This window comes from Peiella sedimenti (genome assembly GCF_030504955.1).
Lineage (GTDB): Bacteria > Pseudomonadota > Alphaproteobacteria > Caulobacterales > Caulobacteraceae > Brevundimonas > Brevundimonas sedimenti.
Map to the genome: position 1 here is coordinate 925,109 of NZ_JAUKTR010000001.1, position 19,020 is coordinate 944,128.

A 19,020-nucleotide genomic window follows, 5' to 3' on the forward strand; every position below is an offset into this window, starting at 1 on the left:
TCCTTGGCCACGTCGCTCATCGCTCGATGGACCCCGTGCGGCGGATTTTCTTCTGCAGCTGCAGCAGGCCGTAGAGCAGCCCCTCGGCCGTGGGCGGGCAGCCCGGCACGTAGACGTCGACCGGCACGATGCGATCGCAGCCACGCACCACGCTATAGCTGAAATGGTAGTAGCCGCCGCCGTTGGCGCAGCTGCCCATGGACAGCACGTAGCGCGGGTCCGGCATCTGGTCGTAGACCTTGCGCAGGGCCGGAGCCATCTTGTTGCACAGGGTGCCGGCCACGATCATCAGGTCCGACTGGCGCGGGCTGGCGCGCGGAGCCATGCCGAACCGCTCCATGTCGAAGCGCGGCATCGAGGCCTGCATCATCTCCACGGCGCAGCAGGCCAGGCCGAAGGTCATCCACATCAGGCTGCCCGTGCGGGCCCAGGTGATGACGTCGTCGAGCGACGCGGTCAGGAACCCCTTTTCGCCCAGCTCGGCGTTGACCGCCTCGAAGAAGCGGTCGTGCTTCTGAGGATCATAGCCCTCGACGGTGCTGCGCCCGGCCGAACCATAGGCCGGCAGGCCCGCTGCGTCGGCGTTGGTGGGAAGGATCACTCCCATTCCAGGGCTCCCTTCTTCCATTCGTAGAGGAAGCCGACCGTCAGCACGCCCAGGAAGGCCATCATGGACCAGAAGGCGAAGACCATGTCGGGCCGCTCGAGGCCCATCAGGCTGACCGCCCAGGGGAAAAGGAAGGCCACTTCCAGGTCGAAGATGATGAACAGGATCGACACCAGATAGAAGCGCACGTCGAACTTCATGCGCGCATCGTCGAAGGCGTTGAAGCCGCACTCGTACGCCGAGAGCTTCTCGGCGTCCGGGTTCTTGGGGGCCAGCACCCAGGCCGCGACCATGAAGGCCAGGCCCAGCACCGCCGCGATCCCCAGGAAGATCACGATCGGCAGGTATTCAAGCAGGAATGCGGTCATGGACGGCTCGCCTTTTCGCCAGCCCGGCGAGGGGCGGCGGATTCGGGGGCTTCTTAGACCGAAGGCCAGCCGGGTTCAAACACCGGAGCGAAAGGATTTTCTTGCGAACGGCTCGCATAATGCCGGTCTGGAATCGACAGCCGAAACACCGTTTGCCAAGGTTCCCGACGGGGAGGTGGTCAATCTAGGGGATTCCATACAATGGGCATCGGCAATTGGCTGCTGAACGGGGTCGAGAAGGCGGGCAACCGGCTTCCAGACCCCGTCTTCATATTCGTCTGGCTTATCCTGGGGCTCATGGGCTTCAGCGTCTTCGCCGCCGCTCAGGGCTGGCAGGCGGTGAATCCCATCACCGGCGACGTCATCCGGGCCCAGAGCCTGTTCGCCGGAGAGAACCTTCGCCGCCTCTTCGAGGACATGCCCGACACCCTGACCGGGTTCGCGCCGCTAGGCTATGTGCTGGTTGTCATGCTCGGCGCCGGCGTGGCCGAACGCACGGGGCTGTTCTCATCGGCCATGAAGGCGGGGGTCTCAAAGGCGCCCCGCGGACTGTTGACGCCGATCGTCATCTTCGTGGCCATTGTCGCCAACCACGCGGCGGATGCCGCCTATGTGGTCCTGATACCGCTGGCCGCAGCCATCTACGCCGCGGCCGGACGCCACCCGATCGCGGGGGTCGCCGCCAGCTTCGCCGGCGTGTCAGGCGGCTTTTCCGCCAACATCTTTCCGGGGCAGCTGGACGCCCTGTTGCTGGGCCTGACCGAGCCGGCCGCGCAGCTCGTAGACCCCTCGTTCTCGGTCAACATCGCCGGCAACTGGTGGTTCATCACGGGCATGACCCTGCTGTTCGTCCCCGTCGGCTGGTGGGTGACGGACAAGATCGTCGAGCCGCGGCTGGGCGTGTGGACCCCCATCCCGGGCGCGCCCATCGAAGACGCCGAAAAGCCGCTGGAGCCCCGCGAACGGGCCGGCCTGTTCTGGGCGCTTGGGGCCGCCCTGCTGGTGATCGGTCTGTTCGCCTGGCTGGTGCTGTCCCCCTCGGCCCCGCTGATCGACCCGGAAGGCGAAACGCCCGCCGCGCGCCTGCAGCCCTTCTATCACTCGCTGGTGGCCGCCTTCTTCCTACTCTTCCTGCTGACCGGGGTGGCCTACGGCATGGCGGCCCGCACCATCCGCAGTCACCGCGACATCGTACGCATGACCTCCCAGGCCATGGCCGACATGGGGCCGTACATCGTGTTGGCCTTCGTGGCCGCCCATTTCGTGGCGCTGTTCAACTGGTCCGGCCTCGGACCGATCATGGCCGTGGCGGGCGCCGAGCAGATCCGCCTGCTGTCCGGGATCGAGCCGGGCTCCACCGAGCCGATCGGCGCCGCGCAGCTGTTCGTGCTGCTGGTGTCCATCGTGATCGTCGCCGCGCTGGTGAACATCTTCGTGGGTTCCGCGTCCGCGAAATGGGCGTTCCTGGCGCCCATCCTGGTGCCGATGCTGATGCTGGTGGGCGTCAGCCCCTACATGACCACGGCGGCCTACCGCATGGGCGATTCAGTCACCAACATCATCACGCCCCTGATGGTCTATTTCCCCCTGATCCTGACCTTCGCTCAGCGATGGGTGAAGGACTTCGGGCTGGGCAGCCTCATGGCTGTCATGTTGCCCTACTCCCTGGCCTTCGGCGTCACAGGCGCCATCCTCACGGGGGCCTGGGCGGCCCTGCAGCTGCCTTTGGGGCCCGGCGAGGCGGTCCGCTATCAGGCCCCGCCGGCAGCCGTCGCCGCGCAGCCGGAAGCCCTGACCGGACCTTCGGCGCCGGTGCAGGCCGCGACCCCGCTTCCGCAGGGTCGGCCCGCTCCACAAGGCTAGCGAAAAATGGGGCCTCGTCCGGCTTGACGTCGGTCGAGGCCCCGCCTAAACGACGCCCCTCGACGCGGGGCGGCTGCTTCGCATCGGGACTGCGCGGGTGTAGCTCAGTTGGTTAGAGTGCCGGCCTGTCACGCCGGAGGTCGCGGGTTCGAGCCCCGTCACTCGCGCCACTTCTCCTCCCGATAGGCCGAAGTGGCGCCGCGCAACGTTCCCTAAGCTTCCCTTCCAACGCCGCGCCCCCGGGCGCGAGATGATCTAAGTCGAGCGCGCGTCAGCGGCTGCTCATGCGGGTGACCCGGTCACAAGCGGCCATGTCGCCGATCATCTGGCCCGGCTCGCGGCCCTGGTCGATGTATTGCTGAACCGACTCGTTGAGTTCCTGATTGACGGCGGCTTCGCTCTTGCCTGAACGGCCGCCGACGCCGACGGCCATCACAGCGGTAGCCTCAGCCACCACGCCGATCCGGTTGGCGCGGTCCATGTCGGGCATAACGGCGTCGGCCCCCATATTGTAGACGGCGTAGCAGCGCACGAGGTCCGCATAGGGCGGGGCCTCCACCTGGCCGCCTCCCGACTGGACGAGCAGGGCGAGGGCTGAAGAAACCAGGATGGACAAAGGCGTTCTCCCCGAGACAATGATCTCAGGGTCAAGCGTATGGGCTCAAGCCCGATGCGGCTAGAGGCCCGGCAGGCGGGGACCTTCCGATAGCGTCTGCTCGACGGCCTGGCGCAGGTCTTCCTGCGTGAAGGGTTTGGCCAGGCGCGGCCGGCCCAAGGCGGCGCCTTCGGGCAGATCGGCAAAGCCCGTCGCGATGATCACGGGCAGGTCGGGCGCCTCCACCGCGAGGGTTTCGGACAGTTGCACGCCTGTCATGCGGGGCATGATCTGGTCGCTGACGACCAGATCGAAGGATGCGCCGCCGCAGATCAGAGCCAGGGCCTCATCGCCGGTGGACGCCTGGGCGACCTCATGGCCCAGATCCTCAAGCATGGCGACCGTGTTCAACAGGACGAGGTCGTCATCGTCCACCGCCAGGACGCGCAGGGGGGCGCCTGCGCCGTCATGCTGCGCGGGCTCGGGCCCCTCGTCGGAGGCCATCTGCGAGGTGGCGACCGGCAGCCACAGAGTCACTGTCGTCCCCTCGCCCGGCGTGCTCTCCAGGGTGAGTGCGCCGCCCGACTGGGCCGCCAGGCCATGCACCATGGCGAGCCCCAGCCCTGTCCCCTTGCCCACCCCCTTGGTCGTGAAGAAGGGTTCGGCCGCGCGCCCCAGGGTCTCGACGTCCATGCCCTGGCCGGTGTCGGTGACGCGTAGCTGGACATATTCGCCGGGCTGAAGGTCGCCCTGCGGCTCCGTCAGAGTCTTCTCGGCCGCGCGGATGATGATGGCGCCGCCCTCGGGCATTGCGTCCCGCGCGTTGACGGCCAGGTTCAGCAGCGCCGTCTCCAGCTGATTGGCGTCGGTCATGACCGGCGGCAAGCGCGCGGGAAAGCGGGCGTCGACCTCGATGGAAGGGCCCAGCGTGCGGCCGAGAAAGTCACTCATGCCTCGAACGAGCGACGGCAGATCGACCGGACCGGCCTCCAACTCCTGCTTGCGGGCGAAGGCCAGCATGCGCTGGGTCAGCAGCGCCCCGCGGCGCGCGCCCTGCATGGCGTTGTCGATCAGCGGCGTGACCTTGGGATCATAGGCCAGCCGCTTCTTGACCAGTTCCAGGCTGCCCAGCACCGCCATCAGAAGATTGTTGAAGTCGTGGGCGACGCCGCCGGTCAGCTGGCCAATGGCCTCCATCTTCTGAGACTGGAACAGCGCCTCGCGGGCGTGTTCCAGCTCCCTCTGGGCGCGGGCCCGCTCGGTGATGTCGCGCGTGATCTTGGCGAAGCCGATCAGTTCGCGCTCGTCCGAATAGATGGCGTCGATGATGACGTGGGCCAGGAAGCGCGTGCCATCCTTGCGCTGACGCCAGCCTTCCTTCTCGAACCGGCCTTCCTGCCGCGCAGTACGCAGCGAGACGGCCGGCAACCCCGCCTCACGATCCTCCTCGGTATAGAAGCGCGAGAAATGCTCGCCGATGATCTCTTCGGCCTGATAGCCCTTGATCCGCTCGGCGCCGGAGTTCCAGCTGCTGACGTTGCCGTCGGTGTCGAGCATATAGATGGCGTAGTCGGTCACGCCCTGGACCAGCAGGCGAAACTGCTCCTGGCTCCGGCGCAGGGCCTCTTCGGCCAGCTTCCGCTCGGTCAGATCCCGCGTGATCTTGGCGAAACCCAACAGCTCGCCTGAGGGCGAACGGATCGGGTCGACGACGACGTGAGCCCAGAAACGCTCGCCCGTCTTGCGGACCCGCCAGGCCTCGGTTTCGAAGCGGCCCTCTTCCGCCGCTGTCCGCAGCGCGGTTTCCGGCGCGCCGCGCTGGCGATCCTCGGGCGCATAGAAGCGGGAGAAGTGCTCGCCGATGATCTCTTCGGCCTGATATCCCTTGAACCGCTGAGCCCCAGCGTTCCAGCTGCTGACCCGCCCAGAGGGGTCGAGCATATAGATGGCGTAGTCCGCGATCGCGTCAACCAGCAGGCGATAACGCCCCTCGTCCCCGTCGTCGACGTTGGGCTCAGGAAGCGGCATGACTGACATTACACATCTACCCCTCCCCCAAGTGCGCCAAAACGCCTTCGAGGTGATCCAGTTCCGGACCGGCCGCGTATATCGACGCTCCTCGCTCGGGGGACCTGTCGGCGATGTAATCTGGCCCGCCACATTATCGCCATGGTCCGCCACAAGTGTCGCGCTACGGATGTAGCGAGGCCGAGATGATTGAGACCCTGCCGCGACGGGAGCGCGACGTGTTCGAGGCGCTCTGCCGCCTCGGTGGCGGCACAGTGGCGGGGGTCCGCCAGGCGCTGGATGCACCGCTCAGCGATTCGGCGGTCCGCACGCTGCTTACACGCCTTGAGGCGAAGGGTCTGGTCCGGCGTCAGACCGGCGAGGCCGGCAACCTCTATAGTCCCGCTCCGAGCCCCGACAGCGTGGCCGCCGGCGCCCTCAACCGGGTGATCGACACCTTCTTCCAGGGATCTGCGGCCAGCGCGGCCACGGCCCTGCTGGGCATGACGCGAACCCTCAAGCCCGAGGAGCTGGCGGCTCTGGAGCGCGCCATCGACCAGGCCAAGGAGCGCGGTCAATGATCGCGACGCTCTCGGTGCTCCTTCTCAAGTCCGCCCTGGTCGCCGCAGCCGGTCTCGGCCTGGCGGCGCTGCTGCGGGAGCGGTCGGCTGCGGAGCGCGCCCGCGTCCTTCGGGCCACCATCCTGATTCTGCTGGCGCTGCCCTTCTTGTCCCTGTGGGGCCCGGACCTGCGCCTCGGCGTTCTGCAGCCCGCGCCGCCAGTCGCCGCTCAAGCGGCGGTGGTGGAGGCTTCCCTGCCCCTGCCCGCGGCCCGTGTCTCGGCCGTCCTGACCCTGCCGCCGCTGTGGACCTGGGGCGTCCTGCTTTGGGCTCTGGTCGCCGCCGCGATCCTCGGCCGCTTCTTTCTAGGCTGGCTGACCCTCGCCCACTGGAGCCGTCAGGGGCGCCGAGTGGATCAGAGCGACTGGCTCGCCGCCCTGCGACGCCTCGCGCCCGCCCGACCGCCACGTCTTCGCGCCAGCGGCGCCGTGACCGCCCCGCTCAGCTGGGGCGTCTCGCCCGGCTGCATACTGATCAGCCCGGCCCAAGTGTCGGAGCCTGACCAGGCCGAAGCCGTTCTCGCCCACGAGCTGGCGCATATCCGGCGGGCGGACTGGCTGTTCCTGGCCCTCTCGCGGCTCGCCGTCGCCCTGTTCTGGATCAATCCTCTGGTCTGGCTGACCGCGCGCGAACTGAACCGGCTGTCCGAAAAGGCCGTCGACGAGGCGGTCGTGCGCCGCGTGGACCGCGAAATCTACGCCCGGACCCTGATCGGCCTGGCCGCCCGGGCCCCGCATTCCACCAACCCCATCGCCGCCGTCGGCATGACCGGCCCGGCCCGAACCCTCGCCGAAAGGATCAAGTCCATAATGTCTGATCGCACCCCCTCCCCGGCCCGACCCTGGATGATCGGCGCCGCCATCGCCGCCCTCGTCGTCGTCGCGACGCCGCTGGCGGCCGTGGAGCTGACCGCTCGCGCAGCGCCGGCGACCGTCTCCGAGGCGGTCACGACCGCCGCCGACACGCTCGCCCTTCCCGTGGCCGCGATCGTCACCGAGGTCGCCACAGCGACGGTCGCTCAAGAGAACCGCCAGATCTCCGTGACGACCGACAATCGCACGGTTCGCTATGTCAGCGACGACGGCGAGGCCTATGTGATCCAGGCCGATGGGTCCCGCCGCCCGCTGACCGCCGAAGAACGACAGGAGATGGAAGCTGCTCTCGCCCAAGCCGAGGCGGCGCGGGCGCAGGCCGGCGTCGCTCGGGAACTGGCTGCTCAGGCTCGCGCCGAGGCGATGGTTCACCGTGAGCAGGCGCTCGCCCACGCCGCTGAAGCCAGGGCCCAGGCGCACGTGGCTGTCCAGGAGGCGGCTCGCGCCCGGGCGGAAGCCGCGGTTCATCGTGACCGCGCCCATGCCGTAGCGGCCGAGGCGCGCGCCCACGCGGCCCGCGAAATGGCCGCCGCGCGCGTCGAGATGAGCCGGGGCGCCGACGAGATGGAGCGCGGCGCCCGCCAGATGCGCGAAGAGGCCCAGCGCTTGCGCGACCCCGCCTATCGCGCGCGTCAGATCGAAGAGCAGGCGCGCCGGGGCCATCCGGTCACCGACCAGGAGCTGCTCGACGCAATCCCCCGCATGTTGGAGGGCGCCGACCGCATGGAGGAAGGCGCGGCCCGCATGCGTGAACAGTCCCGCAGCCGGGACTAGGCCCGCCGCGCCCAGCGCCAAGTGGCGCCGCTCGGTTCCAGCCGGGCGGCGTTTCTTTTTTTGCGAACCCCGCTCCCTCTGGACGGCATTAAGCCCCACAGCCTATGCCAGCCCCATGGCACCGCGCATCGCCGATCAGCCCACGACCCTCGTCACCCGCCCATGGGAGGATTACGCCCTCCTCGACAGCGGCCATGGCCGCAAACTGGAACGGTATGGCGACAGGCGTGTGGTGCGGCCCGAGCCTCAATGCCTGTGGGGTCCGCGGGAGCCCGCCCTGTGGGACGCGCCGGACGCGGAGTTCGACCCGTCCGACGAGGAGGACGCCGGCCGCTGGCGCTTCGCCGCGCCGCAGCCGGACAGCTTTCCCCTAGGTTGGCGAGACGTCCGCTTCCACGGCCGCTTCACCGCTTTCCGGCATCTGGCCTTCTTCCCGGAACAGGCCGCCAACTGGGAATGGCTGACCGGGCGCGTGCGAACGCTGGATCAACCCCGCGTGCTGAACCTGTTCGGCTATACGGGCGTCGCCAGCCTGGCCATGGCTGCGGCCGGCGCGCGCGTGACGCACGTGGACGCCTCCAAAAAGGCCGTGGCCTGGGCCCGCCAGAACGCGGAGTTGTCCGGCCTGGCTGAGGCGCCCGTGCGCTGGATCGTCGAGGACGCCCGCAAATATCTGACACGTGAGGTGAAGCGCGCCTCACAATATGAGGGAATCGTTCTCGATCCCCCCAAGTATGGACGGGGTCCGGACGGAGACGTCTGGCGCCTGTTCGAGGACACGCCCGGCCTGATCGCTGACTGCGTACGGGTCTTGTCGCCGGACGCGTCGTTCCTCCTTATCAACGCCTATGCGGCGCGGATTTCCGGGCTGTCGCTGGCGCAGCTGCTGCGGGACGCGCTGGCGGAACGCGGCGGCGTGGTGGACTGGGGCGAGCTTGCTCTGGCCGAAGAGGGCGAGGATGGCCGCGCGATCGGCCTCAGCTTCTTTGCGCGCTGGAGCGCCGAATGAGCGACCGCATCATCGAGTCCCTGACCAACCCGACGGTCAAGGCCGTGCGCGCCTTGCACATGAAGAAGTCGCGCGAGGAGACGGGGCGGTTCCTGTCCGAGGGGCTGAAGTTCGTGGGCGAGGCGCTGGACCTGGGGTTCTCGCCCCGCATTCTGATGGTGGGCCGCGACGCTCGCCCCCATCCCCTGCTTGAGCGCGCCATGGCCGAAACCCGCAACGCCGGCGGCGAGGTCATTCGCGTCACCCACGACATCCTCGCCAAAGTCTCGCGCAAGGAGAACCCCCAGGCTGTCGTGGCCGTGTTCGAGCAGCGGTTCGCGGATCTGGAGGCGCTCAAGCCCGAGACGGCCCCCTGCTGGGTCGCCCTTGAGGATGTGCGCGACCCCGGCAACCTGGGCGCCATCATCCGCACGGCGGACGCCGCCGGCTGTGGCGCGGTCATCCTCGTGGGCGACTGCACCGATCCGTTTTCAGTGGAGGCGGTTCGGGCGACCATGGGCTCGGTCTTCGCCGTGCCACTGGTTCGTTGCACGCGTGAGGCGTTCCTGGCCTGGCTGCAGACCTGGCCCGGCATCTCTGTCGGGGCGCGGCTAGACGGGGCCGTCCATTATCGACAGGCGGCCTACCAGGCGCCGACCCTGGTCGTCATGGGCAATGAGGCTCAAGGGCTCAGTCCCGAGGCCGCCGCCGCGTGCGAACTGGGCGTAAAGATCCCCATGCGCGGGCGGGCCGACAGCCTGAACCTGGCCGTCGCCACCGGGATCATGATCTATGCGGTGACCGACACGCTGGAGTCTTAGGTTCCACGCGGCTTGGCCCGTGTGGTGGGCGGCGCTGCGGCGGGATCCTCGGGCCAAGGATGCTTGGGATAGCGGCCGCGCATCTCGGACCTGACCGACGCCCAGGACCCCCTCCAGAAGCCGGGCAGATCCCGCGTCACCTGGATCGGTCGCCGGGCCGGCGACAGCAGGGAAATGGTCAGTGGGACGCGCCCTTCGAGGACCGTGGGATGGCGCGTCAGACCGAACAGCTCCTGGACCCTGATCTCTATGCGCGGGCCGCCCTCGGCGGCGTAGTCGATGGGCGCGCGTGTGCCCGTGGGCGCCTCGAACGCCTCGGGCCCGGCTTGATCCAGTCTTCGTTGCAGCGACCAGTCCACACGGTCCTTCAACGCCTGGGCGAGCGCCCCGGAGCCGATCTCGCTCAACGCACGTCGGCCGCTCAGCAGCGGCCGCAGCCAGACGTCCAGATCGGCCAACAGGGCTTCGTCGGACACGTCGGGCCATCCGGCGTCAGGCTCGTGCGCGCGCAGGAACGCCAACCGCGCCCGCAGGGCCGCGCCGCGCTCGCCCCAGGGCAGCGCCTCCAGACCCCGTTCGCGCACCTGTTCCAGCAGCGCCGACATCACCGCGTCCGGGGGCACGGCCGCCATGGGCTCTTCCGACAGGACGATACGGCCCAAGCGCCGGATACGCCGCCCCGCCAGTCGTCCATCGGGTCGCTGATCCAGGCGGACCTGTTCCTCGATCTGATCGCCCAAGACCTGAAACACCTGCTCCGCCGTCAGCGCCGCCGCCGACAGGATGCGATCGGACGAGGCGCCCGAACCTAGTTCGGCCACCGCCAGCCATTCAGTGCGCGCCAGGGTCTCGGTGGGCTCCAGCCGCAGGCCGCGCCCGGCCACGGTCAGGAACTCACCCACGCCGCCACGCGCCTTGGCGACCCGTTCGGGATAGGCCAGGGCGACCAGCGGTCCCGCCGCCCCATCCCCATCATCGCCCAGCTGGCGCATCCAGCGGGCGGCCATCTGCATGGCGCGGCGCGCGCGCGGGCCTCGGTCCCTGCGGAACATTCGCAGGCGCTCGTCGAGGTCCGGATCACGTCCACCCAGGCCCCGTTCGGTCAACAGCACAGCCAGCTCGGCGGCCGTGCGACCAGAGCCCAAGCGGGTGCCCTCAAGCATCATGTGCGCGAGGCGTGGCGGCGCGGCCATGGCCGCCATGGCCCGACCGTGCGGGGTCAGGACGCCCAGACCATCCAGCGCCCCCAGACGCGCCAGCAGGGCTCGCGCCTCGGCGAAGGGCCCGGCGGGCGGCGGGTTCAGAAGGGCCAGGCCGGAAGCGTCCTTCAGACCCCATTGGGCCAAGGTCAGGGCGAAGCCGGACAGGTCCGCCGCCAGAATTTCGGGGGTGGCGAAGGGCTTCAGCCCTCGTGTCTCTTCCTCGTCCCACAGGCGATAACAGACGCCCGATGCGGTCCGGCCCGCCCGACCCCGGCGCTGATCCGCCTCGGCCCGCGAAACGCGGATCGTCTCCAGTCGTGTCAGGCCGCTGGCCGGATCATAGCGCGGCGCCCGGGTGAAGCCGCCGTCTATGACGACACGCACGCCTTCGATGGTCAGGCTGGTCTCGGCGATGGCGGTGGCCAGAACCACCTTGCGCCGGTCCGGCCCGGCCGGGCGGATGGCGGCGTCCTGATCCGCCACGTCGAGCGCGCCATACAGGGGGGCGATGTCTATGGGTCGATCGCGCAGCCGTTCCTCGAGGCGCTCACGCACGCGCTCGATCTCGCCCTGCCCCGGCAGGAAGGCCAGCACGGAACCATCCTCCTCGGCGAGCGCCCTCATGACGGCGCGGGCGACGCCCTCCTCAAGTCGCTCACGCGGGTCACGACCCAGATAGCGGGTGTCCACCGGATAGGCCCGGCCCTCGGATTGAATGACGGGCGCCCCATCGAGGAGCCTCGCCACCCGAGCGCCGTCCAACGTCGCCGACATCACTAGAAGGCGCAGGTCGGGCCGCATGACTGCCTGGCATTCCAGCGCCAGGGCCAGCCCCAGGTCCGCCTCCAGACTTCGCTCGTGAAACTCGTCGAACAGGACCGCCGCCACGCCCTCCAGAGACGGATCGTCCATCAGCAGACGCGTAAAGACGCCCTCCGTGACCACCTCGACCCGGGTTTGGGCGCTGACGCGGCTTTCCATGCGTACGCGATAGCCGAAGGTCGCGCCGAGGGATTCTGCGGCCACCGCCGCCATGCGGGCCGCAGCCCCCTTCGCGGCCAGCCTTCGCGGCTCCAGCACAACGATGCGCCCGCCTGGCGCCCAAGGCTGATCGAGCAGGGCCGGGGGAACGCCAGTCGTCTTGCCGGCGCCTGGAGGGGCGACGAGAACAGCCCGCGTATGCTCACGCAGCGCGGACTTCAGCTCCTCGAGGACGGCGTCGATGGGCAGCATGTGCGGGGTCTAGCGGGCCGGGCCGCGACGGCAAGGGCCTTCACCTTCGCGACATTGAATGTTCACCAAGCGGAAACCGCGTTGCCAGCGGCCTTTCGCGCGGTTAGCGTCCCGCCCCAGTCGGCGGATGATCCGCCATTCGGGAGGGGAATCTTCATGTGGCGCGTTAAGTCGCTCGACGCGATTCTGGCGACGGCTCAGAAAAAATCGCTGCACCGCTCGCTGGGTGCGTTCCAGCTGACGCTTCTGGGCGTCGGCGCCATCATCGGCACGGGCATTTTCGTGCTCACGGCCGCCGCCTCGCAGAAGGCCGGGCCGGGCATGATGATCAGCTTCGTCATCGCCGGCGCGGTCTGCGCCGTGGCGGCCCTGTGCTACTCGGAACTGGCCTCCATGGCCCCGGTGTCCGGCTCAGCCTACACCTACACCTACGCCGTCATGGGCGAACTGCTGGCCTGGATGGTCGGCTGGGCGTTGATCCTGGAATACGCCGTCGCCGCCTCCGCCGTGTCGGTGGGGTGGTCCGGCTATGTGTTGGGCTTGATAGAAAACGCACTCCATTTCGACTGGCCAGACATGCTTCAGGCAGGACCGGCCTGGACCATGAACGGTTTCGTCCCCACGCCCGATTTCTCCGCCGGCGTCGTCAACATTCCGGCCATTGTCGTGGCCCTGGCCGTGACCATGCTGCTGATGATCGGCACGACCGAGAGCGCGCGCGTTAACGCCCTGCTCGTGGTCGTCAAGGTCGCCGCCCTGACCGTCTTCGTCGTTCTGACTCTGCCGATCCTGCAGACGGGCAACTTCTCGCCCTTCGCCCCGAACGGCTGGTTCGGCCCTGAGAACACGACGGGCATGGGCATCGTCGGCGCGGCCGCGTCGATCTTCTTCGCCTACGTCGGCTTCGACGCCGTCTCGACGGCCGCCGAGGAGACCAAGAACCCCCAGCGCAACGTGCCCATCGGCCTGATCGGCTCGCTGGCCATCTGCACTGTCTTCTACCTCATGGTCGCTGTCGGAGCCGTCGGCGCTATCGGCGCTCAGCCCGTGGTCGGCGCGGACGGCTCGGCCGTGCAGCCGGGCTCCGCCGCCTTCATCGCCGCCTGCCAGCTGGCTGAGAACGCCGATCGGCTCGTATGCTCCAACGAAGCCCTGGCGCACGTCCTGCGCGAGATCAACTTCCCGGCCGTCGGCAATGCGCTCGGCATCGCGGCCATGCTGGCCCTGCCCTCAGTCATCCTGATGATGATCTACGGCCAGACCCGCATCTTCTTCGTGATGGCCCGCGACGGCCTGCTGCCGGAAGCCTTCTCCAGGGTTCACCCGAAGTGGAAGACGCCGCACATCGTCACCCTGTTCACCGGCGTCGCCGTGGCCATCGCCGCGGCCCTGTTCCCGGTCGGACAGCTGGCGGACATCTCCAACTCCGGCACCCTGTTCGCCTTCTTCATGGTGTCGCTTGCGGTGCTGATGCTGCGCGTCAAGGATCCTAAGCGCCATCGTCCGTTCCGCATGCCGCTGGTGTGGATCATCGCCCCGATCTCGGCGGCGGGCTGCGCCTTCCTGTTCTGGAACCTGCCCTTCGACGCCAAGATGGTTCTGCCCATCTGGGGCGGTATCGGCCTGGTGGTCTACCTGCTCTATGGCATCCGCAAGAGCCATGTGGGCCGTGGCATGTTCGATGTGCCCGAGCTGGACCCCGACGCCCCTCCGGGTCCGGTGCCGCCCATGCCGGGAGCCCCGTCGCCCACCGACGACGGACGCGGGCATCACTAACTAAGGCGCCCATCAGGCGAGAGGCCCGGAGAGCGATCTCCGGGCCTTTTCCTTTGCCGGAAGCGGACGACCGCCCTATTTCGGCGTCATGAGCACCCCCTCGCCCGTCGGCGCCTTTATCGTCCCGGTCACACCCCTGCAGCAGAACTGCACCGTTGTCTGGTGCGAGGCCACCAGGAAGGCCGCCGTGATCGATCCCGGCGGTGAGATCGACGCCATTCTGGGCGAGATCGCCCGACGCGGCCTGACGCTTGAGAAGATTTGGGTCACCCACGGCCATCTCGACCACGCCGGGGCCACGGCCGAGCTGAAGGCCAAGAGCGGCTGCCCCATCGAAGGCCCGCACCGGGACGACCTCTTCTGGATCGAGAAGATCGAGACCCAGGGCGCCCTCTACGGCATGCCGGAGGCCAGGACGTTCACGACCGACCGTTGGCTTCAGCACGGCGACCAGGTCGCCCTGGGCGACACGGTCTGGGAGGTGATCCATTGCCCCGGACATACGCCTGGCCACGTGGTGTTCTTCAATCGCGAAGCCCGCTTCGCGCAGGTTGGGGACGTGCTGTTCAAGGGCTCCATCGGCCGCACCGACTTCCCGCGCGGCAATCATCAGGACCTGCTGGACGCCATCACCGGACGGCTTTGGCCCCTGGGCGACGACGTGCGCTTCGTCCCAGGCCACGGCCCCATGTCCACCTTCGGGGACGAACGGCGCTCGAACCCCTTCGTGTCAGACTCAGCCCTGCGGCGATCCGCCGATTGAGTCTATTCGCGTCCTGACCCACAACCATGTAAGGTGGGCCGGAAATCAGAGTGAAAGAGTTCCCCTTGCGCGCCCTTCTTGTCGAAGACGAAGCTCTTGTCGCCATGATCGCCGAGGAGGCCCTGAGCGCCCTCGGCTTCAACGCACGTTCGGCTGGCACGGGGGCCGAGGCGCTGAAGCATTTCGAGGACCAGCGGCCCGACCTGGCCCTGATCGACGTTGGCCTGCCCGACATGCGCGGCGACGATCTGGCCCGGCAGCTGCGCGCCCTCGCGCCGGAGCTGTCGGTGGTGGTGGCCTCGGGCTACGACCGCGAGGAGCTGCGCGCCCGTTTCGCCGATGACGACCGCGTTGTGGTGCTGCCCAAGCCCTATACCGAGGACGATCTGGCCGCCGCCACGCGCAGCCTGGGTTTTCCGCGCTGAACCAAGCGGTCCGCTGAGCGGTTCTCCCTGAACATCAGGGAGCCGTCATGACCTATATCGAACCCACGCCGCCGGGCGGCCCGTCGCCCGAGATCGAGCCCGGCGCCGTTCCCATGCCTGAGATCGAGCCGGGCCAGGCGCCCGTCGACATCCCGCCGCCCGACCCCGGCGTGGCCAATCCGGGGGACTCGCGTCCGCACGACTGAATTCCGACCCGGAAACAGAAAAGGCCGCGGCTCGCCGCGGACTTTCGGAACTCAGCTTGGCATGCGTAGGGAGCCTAGGCCGCTCCGCCCTTCTCCGCCGCCTGCTTGCGCTCGGCGTAGATCAGCAGCGGCTGGGCGCGACCCTCGACCACCTCCGCGTTGACCACCACCTCCTCGACGCCGTCAAAGGTCGGCGCCTCGAACATGGTCTCCAGAAGGATGCCTTCCATGATCGAGCGCAGGCCCCGGGCGCCGGTCTTGCGGCTGATGGCCTTCTTGGCGATGGCCGCCAGGGCGTCGTCGGTGAAGGTCAGGCCCACATTCTCCATCTCGAACAGACGGGCGTACTGCTTGACCAGGGCGTTTTTGGGCTCGGTCAGGATCTTGATCAGGGCGGTCTCGTCCAGGTCCTCGAGCGTGGCGATGACCGGCAGACGGCCGATGAACTCAGGGATCAGACCGAAGCGCATCAGATCGTCCGGCTCAACGCCGCGCAGGATTTCACCGGTGCGGCGCTCGTCGATCTCCTTGACCTTGGCGCCGAAGCCGATCGAGGCCGCGTCGCCGCGCGCCGAGATCACCTTCTCCAGGCCCGCAAAGGCCCCGCCGCAGATGAACAGGATGTTGGTCGTGTCGACCTGCAGGAACTCCTGCTGCGGATGCTTGCGCCCGCCCTGGGGCGGCACGGAGGCGACCGTGCCTTCCATGATTTTCAGCAGGGCCTGCTGCACGCCCTCGCCTGACACGTCGCGAGTGATGGAGGGGTTGTCCGACTTGCGGCTGATCTTGTCGATCTCGTCGATGTAGACGATGCCGCGCTGGGCCCGCTCGACGTTGTAGTCGGCCGCCTGCAGCAGCTTCAGCACGATGTTCTCGACGTCCTCGCCCACATAACCGGCTTCGGTCAGGGTGGTGGCGTCGGCCATGGTGAAGGGCACGTCGATGATGCGCGCCAGGGTCTGGGCTAGCAGCGTCTTGCCCGAGCCCGTCGGCCCCACCAGCAGGATGTTGGACTTGGCCAGCTCGACGTCGTTGTTCTTCGTCGCGTGGTTCAGGCGCTTGTAGTGGTTGTGCACCGCGACCGCGAGGACCTTCTTGGCGTGGTCCTGACCGATGACATAGTCGTCCAGCACGTCGCGGATCTCCCGCGGCGTGGGAACGCCGTCCTTGGACTTCACGAAGGCGATCTTGTGCTCTTCGCGGATGATGTCCATGCACAACTCGACGCACTCGTCGCAGATGAACACGGTCGGTCCGGCGATGAGCTTGCGCACTTCGTGCTGGCTCTTTCCGCAGAAAGAGCAATACAGCGTGCTCTTGGCGTCCCCGCCCGCGGCTTTCGTCATAGCTCGTCTCACCACTCCGACGCCCCACTGGGCGTCCGCTTCCCGACCAGGGCGCGACACGCCCCATCCCGACTCATGCACATTATGGGCCGCCAGGGTCTAAGAAATCGACAATCCCCGATCCTGAGCCCCCGAACAACCCTTTGCCGACCGTCTCGCAAAGGCGTGAACGCCCCGCTTACCGCTCGCCAGACCGGACCGGCCTGTCCTAGATGGGGACAATGACCGCCCAGCGCCACGACCCGCGTCCTATCGTCGCCTTCGACTTTGACGGGACCCTCACCGTCGCCGACAGCTTCACGAACTTCCTGAAGGACCGGCTGGGCGTCGTCTGGCCGCTGCGCTGGAGCAGGCTCGCCCCTGACGCCTTCGCCTATGCTTTCCACCGCGACCGAGGCCGCATCAAGGCGGCGGCGGTGAACGCCTTTCTGCGCGGCATGGAGCGGCGGAGGCTGGAAGAGGCCGCGGAGGCCTTCTGCGACAAGGTCTGGGATCGCTTCATGCGCCCCGACGCCCTGGCCTGCTGGAACGACTGGAGGTCGAAGGGGGCCCGGCTGATCATCGTCACCGCCTCACCCGACCTGACGGTCGGCCCCTTCGCCCGCCGCCTGGGCGCGGACGACCTGCTTGGCACCCAACTGGCGTTCGACGCCCGCGACCGCGTCACGGGCGCCTTCGCCTGCGACAACTGTCGAGGCCCGGAGAAGGTGCGCCGCCTGGAGGCCCTCTTGGGACCCGATTTCGACCTCGAGGCCGCCTATGGCGACACCTCGGGCGATACCGAGATGCTCGAGCGGGCCAGGACGCCAGGGTACCGGCTGTTCACCGCCCGCCCATAGCGGGCCGTTCTATTCCGGTTTCTTCTCGCCCTCGCTGGGCGCGCCCGGCGAATCCGGCTGGCGATAGGTCTGAACCTCATCGACCAGGCCCCAGGCCTTGGCCTCGTGGGCGTCCATGAAATGGTCGCGGTCCAGGGTCTTCTCGACCACTTCAATCGGCTGGCCGGTATGCTGGGCATACAGCTCGTTCAGCCGGCGCTTGGTCTTGATGATGTCTTCGGCGTGGCGCTCGATGTCCGAGGCCTGGCCGCGGAAGCCGCCCGAGGGCTGGTGCACCATGATGCGCGCGTTCGGCAGCGCGATGCGCTGACCCTTGGCGCCGGCCATCAGCAGGAACGAGCCCATCGAGGCCGCCATACCCATGCACACCGTGGCCACCGGGCTCTTGATGTACTGCATGGTGTCGTAGATCGCGAGGCCCGCCGTCACCACCCCGCCCGGCGAGTTGATGTACATGGCGATGTCCTTCTTGGGGTTTTCGGACTCCAGGAACAGCAGCTGCGAGCAGATCAGGGCCGCCATGTTGTCCTCGATCGGACCGGTGACGAAGATGATCCGCTCCTTGAGCAGGCGCGAGAAGATGTCGTAGGCGCGCTCGCCCCGGCTGGTCTGCTCGACCACCATGGGCACCAGATTCATGGACGTGTGAAAGATATCGGACATCGGGCTTCCTGCTCGCGGGCGTAGGTCGAACGGCGCGCTTCAAGAATCGCGCCGCTGGAATGGCTCAGCCCCGGATATCGCGTCCCCACGCCCGGCTTGCAAGGCGAAGCGGGTTAACGCCTCAGTTCCGGGGACGCAGGGGGCCCTCGTCGCCACCCAGCCGGTCGCGCATGCGGCGGCGCACGTCGTTCATCTGCTGGTTGACGCGGAAGACCCCCCGCCGCGCTTCGTAAACCGACTGCAAGTATGCCCTGTCCCAGTCCGTCAGCCCTGTTGGCGGCACGCCTTGATAGTTGGAATTGAACAGATTCAGGATGGTGTCCATCTGACTCGTGTCAGAGGCCGGATCGATCTGCACGAGCGACACCATGGCCAGGTAATCGGCCAGGTCGCCGAAGCGGACCGAGCCGATCTGGGCCGCGTCCACGACGATGACCGACTTCAGGATGTCCTCGCGCGAACAACCCGCCACGTGCGATCCGCACGACCCTCCCCGCACGGCGGGGAAGTCGACCCCGGCGACCATGACCGGCGCTGATCCATCGTCCGCAGCCGCCCACTGGGTGACGATCCACCATCGGACAGGCCGGCTGCTGTTCACCCATTGACGCAGCTGGCGCGGAGAGCCGGTGTTGACGCCTGCGCCCATCGCATCGGGCGGGATCATCATGGACGTCCGCCGCTCATTGGAAATCTGGTGCGCCATCTGATCGCCATCGCCGGCCAGCACGATGGTCAGGTTGGGCTCACACCCCGGCCCTCCCGGCTCCAGGCCAAGCTCCAGCGCCACCTGAGCGATGCGATCCAGCAGCACCTGCGCGTGCGCTGGGTCCATATTGAAGACCTCGCCGCAGAGCTCCCGGTCCCAGCGGACCATGCGACCGCCCGGTCGAATGCCGGGTATGGCCTCCAGATACTCGTCTATGGCCTCGCGAATCCGGCTGCCCTCGACGACCACCTCGTCGACCGGGGTAGCCTGGTCGGTGGGCGCAGCAGCGGGCTGCGCCTGCAGAGCGGCAGCGAGCATCAAGGCGATCAGGGACATGACGGGC

The 19,020-nt window shown here is 68.1% G+C and carries 18 protein-coding genes and 1 tRNA gene; 11 read left to right on the forward strand and 8 right to left on the reverse strand.

The genetic code is table 11. The features are described 5' to 3' along the window. Nucleotides 1-16 precede the first annotated feature (16 nt). A complete protein-coding gene (locus Q0812_RS04805) occupies nt 17-628 on the reverse strand; it encodes a NuoB/complex I 20 kDa subunit family protein (protein WP_302109139.1) in 612 nt (203 codons plus the stop codon). Further along, on the reverse strand, nt 598-975 hold the full coding sequence (locus Q0812_RS04810; protein ID WP_302109140.1) for an NADH-quinone oxidoreductase subunit A: 378 nt from the start codon (nt 973-975) through the stop codon (nt 598-600). Before Q0812_RS04810 ends, Q0812_RS04805 begins: the two co-directional genes overlap by 31 nt. A 201-nt stretch (nt 976-1,176) precedes the next feature. Between Q0812_RS04810 and Q0812_RS04815 the strand changes: the two genes are divergently transcribed. Both Q0812_RS04815 and Q0812_RS04820 read left to right on the forward strand, forming a co-directional pair. Then, a complete protein-coding gene (locus Q0812_RS04815) occupies nt 1,177-2,838 on the forward strand; it encodes an AbgT family transporter (protein WP_302109141.1) in 1,662 nt (553 codons plus the stop codon). A gap of 93 nt (nt 2,839-2,931) precedes the next feature. Then, nucleotides 2,932-3,008, forward strand: a tRNA-Asp gene (locus Q0812_RS04820). 101 nt (nt 3,009-3,109) lie between these two features. Here Q0812_RS04820 and Q0812_RS04825 read toward each other — a convergent pair. Continuing rightward, on the reverse strand, nt 3,110-3,454 hold the full coding sequence (locus Q0812_RS04825; RefSeq protein WP_302109142.1) for a hypothetical protein: 345 nt from the start codon (nt 3,452-3,454) through the stop codon (nt 3,110-3,112). 60 nt (nt 3,455-3,514) lie between these two features. Continuing rightward, nucleotides 3,515-5,461 (reverse strand): hybrid sensor histidine kinase/response regulator, encoded by a 1,947-nt coding sequence (locus tag Q0812_RS04830; RefSeq protein ID WP_302109143.1) that lies wholly within the window; start codon nt 5,459-5,461, stop codon nt 3,515-3,517. Between the two features lie 185 nt (nt 5,462-5,646). On the opposite strand from Q0812_RS04830, the gene Q0812_RS04835 reads away from it, so the two are divergent. The 4 genes from Q0812_RS04835 (at nt 5,647) to Q0812_RS04850 (ending at nt 9,515) form a co-directional block, all read left to right on the forward strand. Continuing rightward, nucleotides 5,647-6,021, forward strand: a complete 375-nt coding sequence (locus tag Q0812_RS04835; protein ID WP_302109144.1) for a BlaI/MecI/CopY family transcriptional regulator — start codon at nt 5,647-5,649, stop codon at nt 6,019-6,021. Beyond that, nucleotides 6,018-7,706 carry a M56 family metallopeptidase gene (locus Q0812_RS04840; RefSeq protein ID WP_302109145.1) on the forward strand — a complete coding sequence of 563 codons (1,689 nt, stop codon included), beginning with the start codon at nt 6,018-6,020 and terminating at the stop codon, nt 7,704-7,706. The genes Q0812_RS04835 and Q0812_RS04840 overlap by 4 nt, the downstream gene beginning before the upstream one ends. Before the next feature lie 115 nt (nt 7,707-7,821). Next, the gene (locus Q0812_RS04845; protein ID WP_302109146.1) at nt 7,822-8,715 is read left to right on the forward strand and encodes an RsmD family RNA methyltransferase; all 894 of its coding nucleotides are present in this window, start codon (nt 7,822-7,824) and stop codon (nt 8,713-8,715) included. Further along, on the forward strand, nt 8,712-9,515 hold the full coding sequence (locus Q0812_RS04850; protein ID WP_302109147.1) for a TrmH family RNA methyltransferase: 804 nt from the start codon (nt 8,712-8,714) through the stop codon (nt 9,513-9,515). Before Q0812_RS04845 ends, Q0812_RS04850 begins: the two co-directional genes overlap by 4 nt. On the opposite strand, the gene hrpB is transcribed toward Q0812_RS04850, so the two are convergent. Next, nucleotides 9,512-11,950 carry an ATP-dependent helicase HrpB gene (hrpB, locus tag Q0812_RS04855; protein ID WP_302109148.1) on the reverse strand — a complete coding sequence of 813 codons (2,439 nt, stop codon included), beginning with the start codon at nt 11,948-11,950 and terminating at the stop codon, nt 9,512-9,514. The genes Q0812_RS04850 and hrpB overlap by 4 nt on opposite strands. A gap of 156 nt (nt 11,951-12,106) precedes the next feature. On the opposite strand from hrpB, the gene Q0812_RS04860 reads away from it, so the two are divergent. The 4 genes from Q0812_RS04860 (at nt 12,107) to Q0812_RS04875 (ending at nt 15,120) form a co-directional block, all read left to right on the forward strand. Next, on the forward strand, nt 12,107-13,726 hold the full coding sequence (locus tag Q0812_RS04860) for an amino acid permease (protein ID WP_302109149.1): 1,620 nt from the start codon (nt 12,107-12,109) through the stop codon (nt 13,724-13,726). Between the two features lie 88 nt (nt 13,727-13,814). After that, nucleotides 13,815-14,489: an MBL fold metallo-hydrolase gene (locus tag Q0812_RS04865; RefSeq protein ID WP_302109150.1), complete on the forward strand. Its 675-nt coding sequence runs from the start codon at nt 13,815-13,817 to the stop codon at nt 14,487-14,489. A gap of 65 nt (nt 14,490-14,554) precedes the next feature. Further along, nucleotides 14,555-14,914 (forward strand): response regulator, encoded by a 360-nt coding sequence (locus tag Q0812_RS04870; protein ID WP_302109151.1) that lies wholly within the window; start codon nt 14,555-14,557, stop codon nt 14,912-14,914. Nucleotides 14,915-14,961: 47 nt separating this feature from the next. Continuing rightward, on the forward strand, nt 14,962-15,120 hold the full coding sequence (locus tag Q0812_RS04875; RefSeq protein WP_302109152.1) for a hypothetical protein: 159 nt from the start codon (nt 14,962-14,964) through the stop codon (nt 15,118-15,120). A 74-nt stretch (nt 15,121-15,194) separates the two neighbouring features. Here Q0812_RS04875 and clpX read toward each other — a convergent pair whose 3' ends face one another. Next, on the reverse strand, nt 15,195-16,466 hold the full coding sequence (gene clpX / locus Q0812_RS04880) for an ATP-dependent Clp protease ATP-binding subunit ClpX (RefSeq protein WP_302109153.1): 1,272 nt from the start codon (nt 16,464-16,466) through the stop codon (nt 15,195-15,197). Between the two features lie 221 nt (nt 16,467-16,687). On the opposite strand from clpX, the gene Q0812_RS04885 reads away from it, so the two are divergent. After that, nucleotides 16,688-17,305, forward strand: a complete 618-nt coding sequence (locus tag Q0812_RS04885; protein WP_302109154.1) for an HAD-IB family hydrolase — start codon at nt 16,688-16,690, stop codon at nt 17,303-17,305. A gap of 9 nt (nt 17,306-17,314) precedes the next feature. Here the strand turns inward: Q0812_RS04885 and Q0812_RS04890 are convergent, their stop codons facing one another. Further along, nucleotides 17,315-17,968: an ATP-dependent Clp protease proteolytic subunit gene (locus Q0812_RS04890; protein WP_302109155.1), complete on the reverse strand. Its 654-nt coding sequence runs from the start codon at nt 17,966-17,968 to the stop codon at nt 17,315-17,317. Between the two features lie 121 nt (nt 17,969-18,089). Then, on the reverse strand, nt 18,090-19,013 hold the full coding sequence (locus Q0812_RS04895; RefSeq protein ID WP_302109156.1) for a hypothetical protein: 924 nt from the start codon (nt 19,011-19,013) through the stop codon (nt 18,090-18,092). Between the last annotated feature and the right edge of the window lie 7 nt (nt 19,014-19,020).

What these genes read in the sequence shown, in the direction of transcription:
- Q0812_RS04805 (WP_302109139.1), bottom strand. Translation starts at nt 628, where the DNA reads ATGGAAGAAGGGAGCCCTGGAATGGGAGTGATCCTTCCCACCAACGCC.
- Q0812_RS04810 (WP_302109140.1), bottom strand. Translation starts at nt 975, where the DNA reads ATGACCGCATTCCTGCTTGAATACCTGCCGATCGTGATCTTCCTGGGG.
- Q0812_RS04815 (WP_302109141.1), top strand. Translation starts at nt 1,177, where the DNA reads ATGGGCATCGGCAATTGGCTGCTGAACGGGGTCGAGAAGGCGGGCAAC.
- Q0812_RS04830 (WP_302109143.1), bottom strand. Translation starts at nt 5,461, where the DNA reads ATGCCGCTTCCTGAGCCCAACGTCGACGACGGGGACGAGGGGCGTTAT.
- Q0812_RS04835 (WP_302109144.1), top strand. Translation starts at nt 5,647, where the DNA reads ATGATTGAGACCCTGCCGCGACGGGAGCGCGACGTGTTCGAGGCGCTC.
- Q0812_RS04840 (WP_302109145.1), top strand. Translation starts at nt 6,018, where the DNA reads ATGATCGCGACGCTCTCGGTGCTCCTTCTCAAGTCCGCCCTGGTCGCC.
- Q0812_RS04845 (WP_302109146.1), top strand. Translation starts at nt 7,822, where the DNA reads ATGGCACCGCGCATCGCCGATCAGCCCACGACCCTCGTCACCCGCCCA.
- Q0812_RS04850 (WP_302109147.1), top strand. Translation starts at nt 8,712, where the DNA reads ATGAGCGACCGCATCATCGAGTCCCTGACCAACCCGACGGTCAAGGCC.
- hrpB (WP_302109148.1), bottom strand. Translation starts at nt 11,950, where the DNA reads ATGCTGCCCATCGACGCCGTCCTCGAGGAGCTGAAGTCCGCGCTGCGT.
- Q0812_RS04860 (WP_302109149.1), top strand. Translation starts at nt 12,107, where the DNA reads ATGTGGCGCGTTAAGTCGCTCGACGCGATTCTGGCGACGGCTCAGAAA.
- Q0812_RS04865 (WP_302109150.1), top strand. Translation starts at nt 13,815, where the DNA reads ATGAGCACCCCCTCGCCCGTCGGCGCCTTTATCGTCCCGGTCACACCC.
- Q0812_RS04875 (WP_302109152.1), top strand. Translation starts at nt 14,962, where the DNA reads ATGACCTATATCGAACCCACGCCGCCGGGCGGCCCGTCGCCCGAGATC.
- clpX (WP_302109153.1), bottom strand. Translation starts at nt 16,466, where the DNA reads ATGACGAAAGCCGCGGGCGGGGACGCCAAGAGCACGCTGTATTGCTCT.
- Q0812_RS04885 (WP_302109154.1), top strand. Translation starts at nt 16,688, where the DNA reads ATGACCGCCCAGCGCCACGACCCGCGTCCTATCGTCGCCTTCGACTTT.
- Q0812_RS04890 (WP_302109155.1), bottom strand. Translation starts at nt 17,968, where the DNA reads ATGTCCGATATCTTTCACACGTCCATGAATCTGGTGCCCATGGTGGTC.
- Q0812_RS04895 (WP_302109156.1), bottom strand. Translation starts at nt 19,013, where the DNA reads ATGTCCCTGATCGCCTTGATGCTCGCTGCCGCTCTGCAGGCGCAGCCC.